The 16,045-nt window shown below is 60.5% G+C and carries 8 protein-coding genes; 2 read left to right on the top strand and 6 right to left on the bottom strand.

The features are described from left to right. Positions 1-8: 8 nt before the first annotated feature. Together GJE22_RS00785 and GJE22_RS00790 are read right to left on the bottom strand one after the other, a co-directional pair. Positions 9-1,022, bottom strand: coding sequence for a hypothetical protein (locus tag GJE22_RS00785; protein ID WP_154324028.1), 1,014 nt, complete (start codon positions 1,020-1,022; stop codon positions 9-11). A gap of 12 nt (positions 1,023-1,034) precedes the next feature. Further along, positions 1,035-1,529: a hypothetical protein gene (locus GJE22_RS00790; RefSeq protein ID WP_154324029.1), complete on the bottom strand. Its 495-nt coding sequence runs from the start codon at positions 1,527-1,529 to the stop codon at positions 1,035-1,037. Positions 1,530-1,776: 247 nt separating this feature from the next. On the opposite strand from GJE22_RS00790, the gene GJE22_RS00795 reads away from it, so the two are divergent. Both GJE22_RS00795 and GJE22_RS00800 read left to right on the top strand, forming a co-directional pair. After that, on the top strand, positions 1,777-2,868 hold the full coding sequence (locus GJE22_RS00795) for an AAA family ATPase (protein ID WP_154324030.1): 1,092 nt from the start codon (positions 1,777-1,779) through the stop codon (positions 2,866-2,868). Between the two features lie 2 nt (positions 2,869-2,870). After that, the gene (locus tag GJE22_RS00800) at positions 2,871-5,207 is read left to right on the top strand and encodes a S8 family peptidase (protein WP_154324031.1); all 2,337 of its coding nucleotides are present in this window, start codon (positions 2,871-2,873) and stop codon (positions 5,205-5,207) included. Between the two features lie 22 nt (positions 5,208-5,229). Here GJE22_RS00800 and GJE22_RS00805 read toward each other — a convergent pair whose 3' ends face one another. Genes GJE22_RS00805 through GJE22_RS00820 form a run of 4 tightly spaced genes read right to left on the bottom strand, consistent with a single transcriptional unit; the run spans position 5,230 to position 15,222 of the window. Then, a complete protein-coding gene (locus tag GJE22_RS00805; protein WP_154324032.1) occupies positions 5,230-8,670 on the bottom strand; it encodes a DUF499 domain-containing protein in 3,441 nt (1,146 codons plus the stop codon). A 15-nt stretch (positions 8,671-8,685) separates the two neighbouring features. After that, positions 8,686-11,454: a DUF1156 domain-containing protein gene (locus GJE22_RS00810; RefSeq protein WP_154324033.1), complete on the bottom strand. Its 2,769-nt coding sequence runs from the start codon at positions 11,452-11,454 to the stop codon at positions 8,686-8,688. Then, positions 11,445-15,044 carry a helicase-related protein gene (locus GJE22_RS00815; protein ID WP_154324034.1) on the bottom strand — a complete coding sequence of 1,200 codons (3,600 nt, stop codon included), beginning with the start codon at positions 15,042-15,044 and terminating at the stop codon, positions 11,445-11,447. The genes GJE22_RS00810 and GJE22_RS00815 overlap by 10 nt, the downstream gene beginning before the upstream one ends. Continuing rightward, a complete protein-coding gene (locus tag GJE22_RS00820; RefSeq protein WP_195760767.1) occupies positions 15,037-15,222 on the bottom strand; it encodes a type II toxin-antitoxin system prevent-host-death family antitoxin in 186 nt (61 codons plus the stop codon). The genes GJE22_RS00815 and GJE22_RS00820 overlap by 8 nt, the downstream gene beginning before the upstream one ends. Positions 15,223-16,045: the final 823 nt, after the last annotated feature.

Genomic DNA, 16,045 nt, shown 5'->3' on the forward strand with positions numbered 1-16,045 from the left:
CACGGTCGCTACTCCGTGCCCGCGCTCACGTACACGCCGTCGAGCTTGTTCTCCAGCACGCTCACGATGCCGTACTTGCGGTACTTGAGCATGTAGGAGTCGAGCGCCTCCAGCTCGTCGGGGCTGAACACGCGGCTCGCCACGTGCTTGTCGTACTTGATCACGGCCGACTTCTCCACGACCATGAAGTTGATGTCCGCGCCGGCGCCCCTCAGCTCGTAGTAGTTAGCGAGCCCGCTCTTGGTGGGCGACGCCACCGCCGTGTATTCGTCGCCGCTCTTGGTGTAGTAGGTCTTCGAGCTGTCGACCTCGGTGTCCGTGGTGGCCACGTAGGTGCCGGCTGCCTTCTGGTAGCCGAACTGGTCGTCGTCGCCGCTGAGCAGGTCGATGGCCGTGTAGAAGCGCACCTGAGGAACCTCCACGATGCGGCTGAAGCGTTCCAGCACGCGGTTCGAGCGCGTCGGGTTCGCCAGCGAGAAGTCGTCCAGGACGCCGCGCAGCGTCGGCGTGATGAAGAGGTAGCGGCTGCCGGTGGAGACCTGCTTCTCGTCCATGTCGTTGGTCACGGCGCGCAGGGCGGCGAGCACGTCCACGGCAGAAGCCTCGGAGAGGTCCTCAGCCTTCACGGTCACGCCCTCGGTCGAGGCGATCTGGCTGAAGGTGTAGGCGTCGCCCTCGGGGGCCACCTGCGTGCGCTGAAGCTCGGCACCAGCCTCGACGAAGCAGTCGAGCACGCCGCTCTCCTCCACGTCCATCACGTCGGCGAAGAGCCGTATGGCCCGGTCGTAGCCGAAGCTGTGCGTCTCGTACTCGTAGGTGATGGAGCCCGTCTTGTAGCCCACGTTGCGGGTGTAGTCCCCGAGCCCCGTGACGGAGATCTTGGGGATGAGGATCTCCTTGGCGTTGCGGCCCGCGCGGACCATGCGCCCGCCGCTGTTCAGGCAGCGCGACACCGCCGCCCTCTGATAGACCTCGTCCAAAATGCCGGTGTAATTCTTTGCGAACTCGATGCTGTTAGCCATCTGTCAGCCCTCCTATGCTTTGTCGTTGGAATCGTCAAGGCCGGCGAGCTTTCGCCAGCGCCTCATGGTCTTGCCGGCGTCCGCGCTCGTGCCTGCGTTGGGAAGTCCGGTCTTTCCGCCTTGCTGCTTTGCGGGGGCGTCTGCGAACAGCCACGGCTCGGCCTCCTTTAGCGCGTCGACGTCGCCGCCGTGGTCGCCCAAGACCGCACGGGCAGCCTTCAGGTTGCGCACGCCCGCGAGCTGCAGCCTGAAGTCGATGCGGTCGCTCTCGCCCTGGGCCTTGAGCTCGGCGATCTCGACGCGCAGCTGCTCGGCCGTCTCTGCGTTCTTGGCGGCCTCTGCCACCTGCTCCTCGAGCGCGGCAATCTTCTCGTCGCGCTCGGCGACAGCTTTTTCCCAATCGGTGCCGCTCACCTGCGGCTGGTCTTGCGTCGCCTGCTGCTGCCCGAGGTCTTCCTGGGCTTGCGGCTCTTCCTGCGTCTTGTCGCCATGTGCATCACCTGCCATATCGGCCTGCCTTTCTCTTCGGCAGACAGCTCAAGGCGGCCTGCTCTCGATTCGCACGGATACAGGCTATCGGCGCGTCACAAACCCGACTCGTCGATACGGCTGAACGCCGTCCACTCTGTGTTTGTGACCACATGGATAATCTGAACGTGTACAGAACGCTTATATACGTGTACAATTCAAGAGATTTGATTACAAAACGCCAGTTTGGTTTACAAACAGGCCGTTGAGGGATACGGAGCAAATCATGCAAGCTGAGGTGCTGCGCATCATAGAAGGTGGACTTACAGGTGATAAGACCAAGGTCCTCAATTATGCCAGAACGCTGGCCGACAATCTGGAGCAGTCGGGCGATGTCCGTTTTGCCAAGCGGATTCGCACGACCCTTGCGGGCAAACGCTTCAACATAGCCACACTTGACGGGCTGTCTTCCAAGCCGGTCGACCAAGAGAGCCGTATGGAGATAGTCGACGTTGAACTCGTTCTCCCCGAGGATGTCGACCTCATTTTCAGCGACTTCCTTCGGGCCGAGATCGATGGCGTCGTGACCATGCGAGACAAGCGAGACGTTCTCGCGCGTCACGGCATGGATGCGCAGAACTACCTGCTGTTGTATGGCCCCCCAGGTTGCGGCAAAACCAGCATTGCCCGCTATATTGCTGCGCAGACAGGTCTTCCCCTCGTGACGGCGCGCCTTGACAGCTTGGTGTCATCGCTGCTCGGCAGCACGGCCAAAAACATTCGTAAGGTCTTTGACTACGCTGCTCAGCAGGAGTGCGTACTGTTCCTTGACGAGTTCGATGTTGTCGCAAAACGTCGCGATGACGAGAACGAGCTTGGAGAACTCAAGCGCGTCGTGAACAGCCTCCTGCAAAACATCGACTCCTTTGGCGAGGGTAGCATTCTCATCGCAGCAACGAATCATCAAGACTTGCTCGATCCTGCAGTGTGGCGGAGGTTCAACAAGGTCATCGAGGTCCCCATGCCCACAAACGGTGAGCTGGTTGCCTACGCCCAGCGTTTCATACAGCCCTATATGGCGGTGAGAATCAAGCCTCGGCTATATGCCGCGCTCGAAGGGCTCAGCTTTTCCGATCTCAACACGGCAACGAAGAACGCGTTCTACAACGCAACGCTCGAAGGCTCGGAGGACGGATTCTCTGTGTACCACCTCGCACGAGAAACGTACGTCCTCAAGCACCATAGCCTAGACGACCAAGACGAGTTCATTCGCTACCTCATCGATGCCGGTTGCACGCTCAGAGAGATAAACGAGAAGTCCGGCATTTCGATGCGTCGTATTCAGGCGGTCTCACGTTCGGTTAGGGAAGAGGTGTAGCCATGGCCGAAGATTTCCTGCCCATCATGATGTTTCGTCAGCGAACGGTTGATGAGGACCGCGTCGAGGGGCGTGGCCAAAAGGAGAAGCCCAAGTGGGTGCTCACTGGTGCAGACTTGGTCGCGAGGTCTCACTCCCTTGTGAACGACCTCGTAAACAGCTATTCCCAGGTACAACACAACATCGAGCTGCCCTACATCTACGAAGTGACTCTCGACAAAAGGGACACTGCCAAATCGAAGCGCAAGGCAGTCGTCGATATGCTCGAGGTTGATGGCGCAAACGGCCCCGCGCACGTTATAGGTATGCGTGGCTCGAAGCGCCTGATTGTTCGCGCCACAGGCGATAGTCAGGTGCAGGCGATCCAGGAGCGCCTTTCGGACTACGAGCGTTATGACACGGCCTTGTCCTGCATAGACTCAATTTCGAGGTTCGAACCTGAAATAGAAACCAATGCCGAAGAGAACGTATACAAGGTCCGTCTGCTTGACTTCAAGGATGACGACCCTTCATATGAGCGCGTATTCGAAGAGCAGCTCCGCTCCCTCGGCATTCCGTTCGAGAAGCTGTCGTACGCCAAGCATCTGATGGTGTATCGCATCCACGCGGACTCGGATCAGGTAAGGGCGGTAGCGGACGGCGTGGCATGCGAGACGCTGTTCTTCATTCGTCCGATGCCCAAATGCGCAGCAACGCTTGACGGGGTGTCGGGATACGCGCTCCCCGGCGTCCAGAAGCCCACGCCAGGCGAGGATTACCCCCTTGTCGGCGTGCTTGATAGCGGCATCGAGAGGATAAAGCACCTCGAACCGTGGCTTGAGGGTAAACGTATGTCCACATACGTCGATTCAGACCTCGACACCCGCCACGGTACATTTGTTGCTGGTGTCGCTGCGTATGGCGACCGCTTGGAGCAAAAGGACTGGGTCGGGGGTTTGCCCGTGCGCCTCCTCGATGCTGCCGTCTTTCCTGGCGATGGCAATGTCGATGAACTCGATCTTGTTGACTCCATCCGCACCATCGTCGGGGCAATGCATGACAAGGTGAAAGTTTGGAACCTCTCAATCAGCTTTCTCACGGAGGTAGACGAAGACGAGTATTCCGAGTTTGGAATGGCGCTCGACGACATCCAAGACGAATACGGCGTACTCATCTGCAAATCCGCAGGCAATTGCGATCTGTCTCGTGATGGCGCAAAGGGCAAGCTGCTGGTCGGAGCAGACTCTGTACGTGCGTTGACCGTTGGCTCCGCCGCCCACGAAAAGGATATTCACGATGCGGCAGAGATCGGCTACGCTTCGCCGTTCTCGCGCATGGGACCTGGCCCGGAATACATAATCAAACCGGAGGTTTGCCATTACGGTGGCAACGCGGGCTGGACGCCATCTGGGCTCACGCGTTCTGAGGTGCACTCATTTGGGATTGACGGCGGCCCGGCAGGGGCGGTAGGCACCAGCTTCTCGACCCCACGAATCGCCGCGCTCGCAGCGAATCTGCAGAATGCGATAGGCGGGGATTTCGATCCCTTGCTGATCAAGGCACTCATAGTCCACTCGGCGTCGTTCCCTGGCGATGTCCTGGTGCCCGCCAACGAGCGAGTGCAGGAGATGGGGTTCGGCATTCCTGGCAGCATTAGGTCAATTCTGTCCGATGACATCCACTCGTCAACGCTCATTCTCAGGGGCAAGCTTCCCCGGCGTCAGCTTATCGACATCAAGGATTTCCCAATGCCGCCATCGCTGATACGCGACGGCTACTACACCGGTCAGATTATCCTTACCGCAGTCCTGTCTCCAATCCGAGCCATCGGGCAGGGCGGCGAGTATTGCCAGTCGGACATCGAAGTCACGTTCGGCACGTATGATTTCAAAGAGGAGCGAGACACGACCCAGAACGGCATCCTCAACCCAATCGGCCGCAAGTATTCCACGAACCTGCTGCTGCCGACGCGCTATAGTGCGCCTAAGCTCAGGGAGGCAGATACGGACTTTGCGCTGCGAGAGCGCATGCTCATCAAATACAAGGGCAAGTACGCACCGGTGAAGAAGTACGCGATAGACCTTGCCGACCTCACGCCAAAGTTCAAAGAAAAGGTAGCTGCCGAACGCTTGTGGTTCTTGAGCTTGAAGGGCACCTATCGCCACAACACCGAACGCGAGGCGGATATCACCAATAGGCTGCTTGACCAGGACTATTGCGTAATCATCACACTGCGCGATCCATCGGGAGAGTCCCTTCTGTACAACGAAGTTCCTCAACAGCTGGAGCAGTACAACTTCTGGCATCAAAACATACAACTGACCAACCAGGTCAGAGCCATGATTGGTCAGTCGCGTTAGTTCAGGCTATGCGCTGAAGGACCTACCCGTCGAACCGGTAATCCCCGATATGCAGCGTATTGCAATTCTCCGAAATTGCCCGCGTCGTGGGCACGGGGATGCCTTCGTCCACCCGCGCACGCACTTCGAACGAGAGCTCCACATCAGCGCCGTCGAGCTGCATCAGCTGGCTCACGATCTCGTCCATGATGGTGCGCACGTCGCGGTTGACGCGCGTGTTGTCCAGCTTCGCGCTCATGGTGAACGTCAAGGGCAGCTGCATCTGCTCACCCGCACGTCCGCTGCCACCAGCATTGCCGCCAGCGGCTCCATCGGCACCCTCGCCGCCACCTGCACTCGCCGCACTCCCGCCACCAGCAGCACCGCTGCCCGACGAAATACCGCCAAGCCCGTCGAGCACCGCGCCACCAGCAGCCTCGCGCTCGCGCCTCTTCCTCTCGGCCTCGGCCCGCTCCTCTTCCTCGCGCTCGATCTGGTCCAGCGCCACGGCGGGCTTCACCAGATAGTCGCTCTGGTTGATGAACGGCCTGGCCTCGCCAATCGTCAAGTCAAGGTAGCGGTCATCGCCGACGCCGGCGGCAATCGCGAAGTATTCTTTGCTCGCAGCGCCCTGCGAGATGGCATTCTCCAGCACCGAGTACCCAGCCAGCCTCGGCAGGTAGCAGTACGTACACATGAACTCCCACAGCTGCTTGATCTGTAGGTGCTTTTTGTCCTTCCACAGCAGGCGGTCGAGCTCCATCCTCAGCAGCGCCGGTGCCCACTGCGAGATGGCCGCCTCGTTCGAGAGCAGCTTGCTCGCGGCCTTGTGAACGGCATCCTCGCCCGAGCCCGCGATGCGGTCGATCTCCCATTCGATTTCCATCGAACCCGAGAGCAAGTCGATTCTCGGCGCGATGAGCCAGCTGTACGCCTCCTGGATGCGCGTCTTCAGCGTCTCCTCGGCACGGCGCACGTTCTGCTCGGTCTCGCGCGTCTGCGCCATGTCCAGGTTCAGCGACTCGCGGTCATCCGAAATCGACTTCCAGGCAAGGTAAGCACGCGCGGCCTGCTCCAAAGACCCGGCGCTCCCGCCGTCGCATGCGATGAAGGCCAGCATGTTCTTGTACTGCCTGGGCGTCGTGCCACGGTTCGCGAGGATCTCCGCAGCACGCGTGACGGCAGGCGAGTTGGCAGCCCCGTTGCGATGCGCCGCAGCAGGCGGCAACACCACAAGCCTCAGCGTCTGCTCGTCCGGCACGTCCAACGAGGTCGCGGGGCAAACGTGAATCCCAGCCAGCGGCGGGCACTTGCGGAATGTCTTCAGCCGCTGCTCCACCTCGTACTCGGCGTCTGCCTTGTCCAGCTGCTGGGCGCGGTCCTCCATCACCTTGCGCAGTGTCGGGCGTGTGTCGTACCAGTACCGGTTGCCGTTGCCGTCGCTGTACAGGAACGAAGACGAGCTCTGCAGCGTCCCCAGCGCATCGTTGAACACGGCGATGTTCTCGCCGGGCTGTACTACGCCTAGGCGGATATGCGCCCGCTCGATGCCACGAGCCGTCTGCCCACTCACGTCGGGGGCCGACCCCAGCATGATGGTGCGCGACACGCGCCTCGACGCGAACAGCCGGCCATACCGCGCGTTGCTCTGGTCGTTCTTGTACGGCAGCGACTTCTTGCCGTCTATCTCGCTGTCGACCACGCCGTTCCAGTTCTCGTCCAAATAGCGGGTCAGCTCGTCGCGTACGTTGGGCACGTCCAGCGGCAGGGAGCCCGGCATGATCATTGGGCTCTTGTCCTGGCTCATCCACAGCTCGTGGATCACGGCCGCCATCAGGCGCAGCACGCCGCGCGTGCGCTGGAAGGTCTCAAGCGTCGCCCAGTCCTCATAGAGCCGGTCGAACACCTCCGGATGGATGGGATAGCAGCTCACCATGCGGTCGCGGTACTCGAGCTCGCGGGCATCAACCGGGAAGTCGGCGGCGTTCTCGCCGTACATCTTGCTGAACGCATTGCACACGGCATCGCGCTGCGCCGTGTCCTTGCAGTCGAGGAACAGGCGCCGACGCACCACCTCGAAGCCCTCGTTGGCGCTCACGGGTTTACAGATGGCCTCCATGCGCCCGAAGGTGTGCTCGATGGCCTCAAGCGCACGCTGGCCGCTTTCGCCGCCAATCTCGCGCTCGCTCTCGGGGATGGACGCCACCACCAGGCTGCACTTCGAGGCGCGTGCGGCCTCAGTCAGCTCCTGGATGAACGTGATGAAGTTGTCAAACGAGCCTGCGGGCAGCTTATCCACACCGAAGAGCTTCTTGGCGTAGGCCACGAGCTCGTCCACGAGCACCAGGGCGCACCCGCACGCGTCGAACATCTCGGCCAGCGTCTGCGATCCGGGAGAGACGCCACGGCGGTCGGCGTCGCGCACGTACTCGTAGAGCGACGGGTCGCCCTTGGATATCGCAAGCTGGTAGGCTATCTCGCCCCAAATGGTGTTCACGGTGATGCCCGGCATGTCGGTGGGCCGCTTGGCCTTCGCAGGGTTCAGAGCGGTGCCGACGATGACGGCGACGTGCACCTCGGGCACCTCGTCGATGCCAGCGGCCTCAAGCACGGGCACCGCGTTGGGAATCTGCCCGATGCGCTTGCGGCTGCGCAGCAGGTGGTACAGCGCCAGCATGCTGTGCGTCTTGCCGCCGCCGAACGCGGTCTTCAACTGGATGACGGGCTCTCCGTCAAGCCCGGCAACGCGCTTGAGCGATTGCACGAGCAGCCCCTTCATGCCCTCCGTCACGTACGTGCGCCCGAAGAACTCCACCGGGTCGCGGTACTCGAGTGTGCCTTCGCCTCGCGCCACCTGTGCCAGGTCGGCCGCGAACTCGGCGTTGCGATAGCGTCCCTCGGCCACATCCTGATGGGGCTCCATCACGTCACGCCAGCTGGGGAGTCCTGCAGCCGCCACCGTCTCGGCAACAGCCTTCTTCGATTTGATGGGCTGAGCAGCCGCGTTGCTCGTCGTCGCGACGGACCCTTCGGCGCTGCCGTAGCGGGCCTCGCGAAGCAGCGCGTTGATGTCGGCCGCACCGTCCGGGTCTATCTGCTCGCAGAACCGCGACATCGTGTCGAGCGCACGCCACGTGTCGTTGTCGCTGATGTCCTGGCTGCCACGATGCGCCCACTTGTTGCGGGTGGTGCGCAGCTCGTTGAGCCACGTCCTGCAGTCCTTCGACAGCTTCTTGCGGAACACGTCGTTCCACTGGATGTCGGCTAGCAGCAGGCAGAGCGCGATGTCGAGCGAGTCCACCAGCGTGTCGAAGTCGCCCGACGTGGGCAGGTTGCGCTTCTGGTCCTCGTACAGCTTGTTCAGGACGCCCTCCTGCCACCAGTTATCCGGCCCATAGGCGATGATGAACTCGCGTGCTACATACGGCGCGAGCGAGTTGGTCAGGATGTCGAATCCCTTGGCTACGCGTACGTAATTCTCCATGACTTACGGCCTTTCCTAATCGTCGAACAGCGTGTACTGCACCGGCTTTTCCGCCTGCAACTGCGCGGCACGGGACTGGATCTCCGGCCACGCTACGACAAGCGAGTTGTAAGCGAACGCTTCAGCGTTCCAGCCCTTCTTGTCTGCGATGGTGAACAGGCGATATGCCAGCGCCTTGGCGTTCTCGGCTCTGCTGTCGAAGACGTCCTTGAGCATCTGAGCGCAAGCCTCCACGCCACCGGTCTCCATCGCGTGGGTGAGCTGCTGCGTGAAGAGCCAGGTGAACTGCCAGTCGTTGGCGTTCTTCAACTCGTCGCGTCCGAGCAGTCTTACGATACCTTTGCTTGCGTAGAGTGCACCCTTGGCCGCAAGGCCGTCGATGGAAGTGTTCTTGGCACGGGCGAGAACGTCCGCCTCACCGAACTTGATTTCATTGAACGCGCTCTGGGTGTACAGGTCCACGCAGAAGCGGCTGTCACGGTCGAGGTCGCTGTCCTGGTCGGAGAAGTACAGGTCCAGTTCCTGATTGATAATTTGCAGCGCGGCTCGGACAGTCATCTCGGAACCATCAGCCTCGAGCACCTTCGAGAACCGTGAGTACACGCCGATGCCGGGTCCGATGGCGGATTGCGCCATGTCAACGGGAGCAATGTTGCTGGTCTGCAGCTTGTCGAGCGCAGGCTTGAGCTCGCGCTTGAGCGTATTGACAAAATCACGGCGAGTTGCCATGGGCGCATCGTCTGGTCGTTTTCTACATACAAGAACTATGGAAGATGCCAGGGCGTTGGTTCCGGACGCGATTGTCCGATTGCTCATTTCCGTTCGCATTGGCCAGGTTCCAGTTATTGCAAAACCTGCTCGAATAACTGCGGATAGCATCGTTTCCCAGCCTGTTGAAGCGGTGGTTTCTACTTCATTTTCGGTTGTGGTTTCGCTCTGCTTGAAAGCATAGTAAATCGTTACCGGAACATCGTCACATGCATACCGATTCACCTGCTTAAATGCGCTATACATTCCTTCTTCGAAAAACGTTCGTGCGCCGTCTATGCCACGGTTCTCGCGATAAGGTGTGGCTACCAGCTCTTCATGCTTGGGCACCAACATTGTTCTGAAAAGCCCTGGATAGACGCTTTTCAGCGATTGCCGAAGCCAGATATAGAAAAAATCAGACAGATCCGCATAACCGATATTGTCATAGTATGGCGGGTCGGTTGAAACAATGATGCCCCTCATCTCGTTGTCGCTCTGCGCGTCGAATTGCCTTGCATGGCCTACTCTTGCGCCTCTGGGAAACTCCGCCAGACAGCGCGTTATCCATTCCATGCAACTATCGAAACACCCCGATGAAGATGAGAACGGATTTGCTTCAGCATAGTCCCAGTTCATCGCTATCGCCTGCCGTGCAAATACGTTTCTAATAATTTCGTATTTTGCGCCATTTGCCCAGCCACAAATACTCGAGTTTCTGTCAAGAAGCTTGTCGATAACGAAGGACAGGTATACGCGTACGGCTTGTGCGTATGCCCTAGGCCCTGTCCCTAAGTCTGGCAAAGATGCTTCCCCCTTCATTCCTGCTGCGAGGGCGTCGCTATAGACTTCGTCTTCGATGTCGTCTAGCAGGTCACAGAATGTTGTAAGCATCTGCAGTTGTCGATTGGTGAACAAATCGCTCATGTATTCGAGGCCATAATTCGGCGTCTTGAAATCACGAGGGTTGTTTGCGATTTGTCCATCTGGATAATCTTCGGGGCGTGGCACATCCGCGATATCCGTATTGACCTGGTCAGGAGGCAAGTAAATTCTTCCATGCGGTCCTTCAAGCACGATTGCCATCAGTTTCTGGCCCATTCGATGGCTTCGCCCTTCATTGCGTATGTATGGGAAATCGATAGTCGAGCCGCAGTGGAAGCATTTTGCTCCCTTTCGATTTACGGTACCGTCTATGGGGCTTTTCCCAGCTTGAACGGTAAACGCTATCTTGCCATCAGTTGCTATAGGTCGTACGTGTCTTTCCTTGCCCTTCTTCTTGGCCAAATCGAAAGTGCGTGCTAATGGTGCCTCTCCTTTACATGCGGGATTAGGGCACTCAACGATTCTTGACCATAGCCACGCAATCACCGTTGCTTGACCGCCACCATACTCTGGCGGTAATTCGACCGTTGGATAAAGATGCCCGATTCTTTCAAAGGCCTTTCGCTTAAGCATATGACCGTAATAGTCGATATCGGAAATCAGCCCGTCATTGCCAGACCACATTGAGCCAATCCTCGCAGTCCTTGCGTTAGGATTAACTGGTGGGTTATCCTCGAAAAGCGGTGGAATCTCAATCATCGCTTTGTTTATGGTGACGGCTACAGGATTTAGGTCCTGGGCATAGGCGTCCAGTCCCAGTCTCTGTGCTTCTAAGGGTATAGCACCACCGCCAGCGAATGGGTCTAGCAATGGTGGCAGTCCACCTGGGTTCGAAGCTTCGATCTCTCGTCTCGCGTTGTCCAGCAAAGTGCTGTTATTCGAGTTTTCCCAAATAACCAGGTCCTCAAGTATGCGAAATAGTCGTTGGCGCTCTTTATCCTGCTCTTCCGTCGTTGGAAACCTGTCAAGATGCGAAGATGGGTCGTCCACTAGTGATGCCCATATTACCGCGCGAGCCGTGGCCAGGGGTCGCCTGGCCCACCATAGATGCATGGTAGATGGATGCCCGTGTCTGATGGATTTTTCTCTTGCTGCCGCCGAATTAATAGCATCAAGCGGCAGCGCCACTTCGATGAGCTTCTTTACAGCCATGTGTCGGTCCTTTCCAGGACGACCTCGGCGGACTCGATGAGCCGTCCCATATCGTAGTTGACGCTATTCTCCGCAAATGAAGGCGCACGCAGTGCGGGCCGCCTCAGATAGGTGGTCTTGGTGGTGCGGCCGTCGACCTCGACAATGGCGAGAATCCAGCACTCGGGCTTGTTCAGGCCACACAGAATCTCGTTCTTGGTCAGCGTGATTGTGTCGCCACCGGCGATACGCCCCTTCACCTCGACCATGCGGGTCACCGGGTCGTCGCCGTCGCGCATGTCGTCCGGCACGCGGCTCAGAATGTCGTAGCCGATGCCGCGCTGCTCGCTCACGTCCCTCGGCGCGTATCCGAGCTCACGCTCGATGGCCATGATGGCGTCCATGGCAGCGAGCTCGGTCTTGCGCTTCGTGGCGGCGTCATTGCTCTGTCCGTTCGGGTCTGCGGTTGCCGATTCATGAAGCATAGACGCCGGCACCACGAGAGCGCCGCCCACCACGCGCGGGGGCATGGGGCTCAGCTGCTTCTGCCTGTCGAGCTGGTCCATGCGCCTCTGCAGTCGTTCAGCGAGCTCGTTGGCTCTGCGTTCGGCCTGCTTCGAGTTCAGGCGGGCATTCTTCTTGCCAGCATGCTCGCGGTCAGCGAGCTCTCCCGCGCGGTAGTCCCAGTAGTTGATCTCGGCACGCAGGCGCGTGTCCACGGCCTTCTGCACCTTCGCCACCTGCGCGAGCGTGCGCGTGCGAACTTCACCGATATGCTCGGGGATGATGTTGCGGATGGCAAAGTCGGTGGCAATCTTGTCCGGGTCGCTCTCGAGCCATCCCAGCTCCTCGGCGAACACGGCCTCCATCGAAGCGCGTTCCGCCTCGGTCGCCGGTCGGTAGTCCAGGTACGGCGCGTATCCGGCGTCGAACGTGTTGCCGTCGTAGTCTATCTCCACGAAATGCACCGCACGGCTCACGGTCTTCTTGGTGCCGTCGGGCAGCACGGTGCCGTCTTGGATGGCGCTCTCCACATAGAACAGGAACCGCGGAGTGTCGGCGGTCTCGTCGTCGTCCACGAGCACGGCTCCCTGTCGAAGCGTCCCCAGGCTCTGCTCAAGGATGACCGACACGGTTGCGTCGAGCAGCGGATGTCCCGGGCACACGAGGTCGGCGGTCACGCCACCGGGGATCTGCACGCGCTCCTTCTCGAAGCAGATGCGCTCGTAGCTGCGCAGCACCGGGTCGGCGATGCCAATGCGCATGTCGTGGCTGCGCACGGAAAACGGCACCTCCAGCACCTCGTAACGCCCGTCTTCACGCTCGGATATTCGGCCGCCCAGGCGTCGCATGGCCTCCACGAAGAACGCCTCGATGAAGTGCGGCTCCAGCTTGCGGGCCTCCATGCGCTCCATGTCTTCCTTGATCTTCATGACGGAGTGCACGTCCATCACGTCGGAGGTCAGCGCGTATTCCTCGAGCAGCCGCTTCAGCGCGTCGCCGTCGAGCGAGCTGTCGACCACCTGGTTCAGCCGGTCGCGCACGTCGGGTCGGTCTCCGTAGCGGATGGCCTCGACGAGCAGCTCGCGGAGCGGCTTGTCCTCGAAGGTCACGCGGCCCAGGATGTCGAAGACGCGACCACCCAGCGCGGTGCGCTCCTCCTCGAGCTTCTGGAACAGCCGGTCGAACACCTGGCCTTCGCGCGTCTCCTTCGCCACGAGGTTCCACAGGTGGCACACCTCGGTCTGGCCGATGCGGTGCACGCGCCCGAAACGCTGCTCGATGCGGTTGGGGTTCCACGGCAGGTCGTAGTTCACCATCAGGTGAGCACGCTGCAGGTTGATGCCCTCGCCGGCCGCGTCGGTGGCGACGAGTATCCGCACGTTCTTGTCCTGCTTGAACAGCTCCTCGGCCTTGTGGCGCTCGTCGCGCGGCATGCCTCCCTTGATGGTCAGCACCGCGTCCTGGCTGCCCAAAAGCTGCCGTATCTTGGTCGCGAGGTATTCCAGCGTGTCCTTGTGCTCGGTGAACACGATGAGCTTCTCGCGCCTGCCATCCGGCCCAAACATGTCGGAGTTGTCCTGCAGCAGGCGGCTCAGCTCGTCCCACTTGCGGTCTTCGCCGCTCATGCGGACCTCGTTCGCTTTGCGCTCAAGAAGCTTCAGTGTCGCGATTTCGGCCTCAAGCTCGGCCGCGGTGGCCGACGCGGAGGCGGTGTCGATGACGTCGTCCTCCATGCCCTCAAGCTCTTCGGGCGTGTAGTCGTCCTCGTCGAAGTCCTCGTCGAACTGGTTGAAGATGGTCGAGTACGAACCGGTGCCGTTTGCCTGGTCACGCACCTCCAGAAGGCGCGACTCCAGGCGTTCCCTGCGGCGGCGCAGCGACTGGTAGATTGCCTCGGGTGAGGATGCTAGCCTGCGCTGAAGGATGGTGAGCGCGAAGCCGACGCTGTTCTTCCGCTTGCCGTCCAGTCGATCGGCCCGGTTAAACTCCTCGGTCACGTAGTCGGTCACCAGCGCGTACAGGTCCGCCTCTGCGGGCGAGAGCGTGTACGTCACGGTCTGGGCACGGCGCTCGGGAAACAGCGGCCTCCCGTCGAAGCGGAGCAGCTCCTCCTTCACCAGCCGTCGCATAACGTCGGAGACGTCGAAGTCGGGCTTGAAGACGTTCTCGGGAACATCGTGGGTGAACGCGTCGGGCGGTGTGAGCTCGCGGGGCTTCTGCTTGCGGTGGCGCGCCCCCTCGAAGCGGTCGCGGTCGATGAGTGCCATGAACAGCTGGAAGTCCTCGGGCTTGCCGTTGTGCGGCGTCGCCGTCATCAGCAGCAGGTTCTCGGTCGTCTCGCCCAGAAGCTGCCCCAGCTGGTAACGCTTGGTGTACTTCACCTCGCCGCCGAACACGGTCGCGCTCATCTTGTGCGCCTCGTCCACCACGACGAGGTCCCAAGTCGTGTCCTTCAGAAGCGCCTGAACATCCTCGCTGCGCGAAAGCTTGTCGAGCCGCGCGATGCAGAGGTCGTTCTCCTTGAATGCATTGCGCGTGACCGACGCCTCCAACAGGTCGTTCGTGAGGATGGTGAACTTCAACCCGAACTTGCGGTACAGCTCATCCTGCCACTGCTCCACAAGGTTGCCCGGACACACGATGAGGCACCGCTTCAGGTCGCCGCGTGCCAGCATCTCCTTGACGAGAAGGCCCGCCATAATGGTCTTGCCAGCGCCCGGGTCATCCGCCAGCACGTAGCGAAGCGGCATCTTCGGTAGCATGTTCTGGTACACCGCCGAGATCTGGTGTGGCAGCGGGTCGATGGCCGATGTGCGCACGGCAAGGTACGGGTCGAAGAGGTGCGCCAGGTTAATGCGGTAAGCCTCCGACACGAGCTTCAGCTCGCTCGGGTCTGCGTCGAATGTCCACTGCGACGAGCTGACGAGCCGAAGGTTGGGCTCCATGTCGCGGTAGAGCATCGTCTCGCCGAGAACGTTGTCCTCGGTGCGGTAGGTGAGCGTGAGTGCGTAGTTGCCGAACCACTCCACAGCCACGGCGGTGACGACCTTGTCGCCTACGACGCCCGTAAGCTGCGACCCTACGCGGATGTCCTCAAGCTTAGTCATTCTTGCTCTCGCTCTTCTCGGCACGCTTCTGAAGCTCAGCGAACGCATCCGCGTCCATGAGCACCAGATGCTCGGTGCCGTTTTTTGAGAGGTAAATGGGCTCACCGGTCTCCTTGGCAAGCTTGGTCAATTCGCCGATCTTGCGCTGCAAGTGTGATACGGGACGAATAATCGCCATGTCGCACCCAGCCTTTCCGAGTGATGAACGATGTTGCAGCACATCATACATAAACTTTTCAGTATCGAGAAGGACGAGGTCGCAAGCGATGCGATAAACCCATCGAGAAGAACGACGCCGAATGTCGATAGCTTTCCGATGATGTCGAGAAGAACCTGCGAGTCACCGATTGCTGCTGCGGAACCACAACAAGCAAGTCGCACGTCGTCGTATTTGTTTTGCCGCCATCCCTGGCTGCTGGCCTGGCCGCGCGCTACCAACCTCGGGTTGTCCGCAGCCCGGCCGCCCACGCTCCGGGTGTGCGCTCGGGCCGTTCGTGCCACACGCAGCCCACGCGCCCATGGGAGTCTCCCGTACGGCCAGCCGTCGGCTCCGGTCGGTCTTCGCATACGCGCCTACAGCAGCCCGCTTCGCGGTCTGCTTCCGGCCGCGTGCTCAGCCCGCCCTACGCCGCCGTCCGGCCTAATGCGAGGTCAACGGGGCGCGTGGTCAGCGTGCGTCACGCCCGGCCAGCGGCGCACACCCTACGCGCGGTCGTCCGGACTGCTGCCGTCACGCGCTCGTCCGCGCCCGTCCAGTCCATCAGCCAGCGCGGGCGGCAAAGGCTCACTGCAGCGGCTACCCAACAGCCACCGCACGCCACCGGCAACCGTCTCCCAGCCGCTCCACCAGCAACCGAACAGCCAACAGCATCCACCAGAAGTCGTACCAGGGCAGCGACAACCCCTCTTGCAACCCGAACCGGCCAGCTCCACCAGGGAGCGCCTGCGGGCTCCTAACATCCCGTCAGTGCCTCCACATGGCAGAAACCCACACCGAACGC

Source organism: Enorma shizhengliae (assembly GCF_009676995.1).
In the GTDB taxonomy this organism is placed as follows: Bacteria; Actinomycetota; Coriobacteriia; order Coriobacteriales; family Coriobacteriaceae; genus Enorma; species Enorma massiliensis.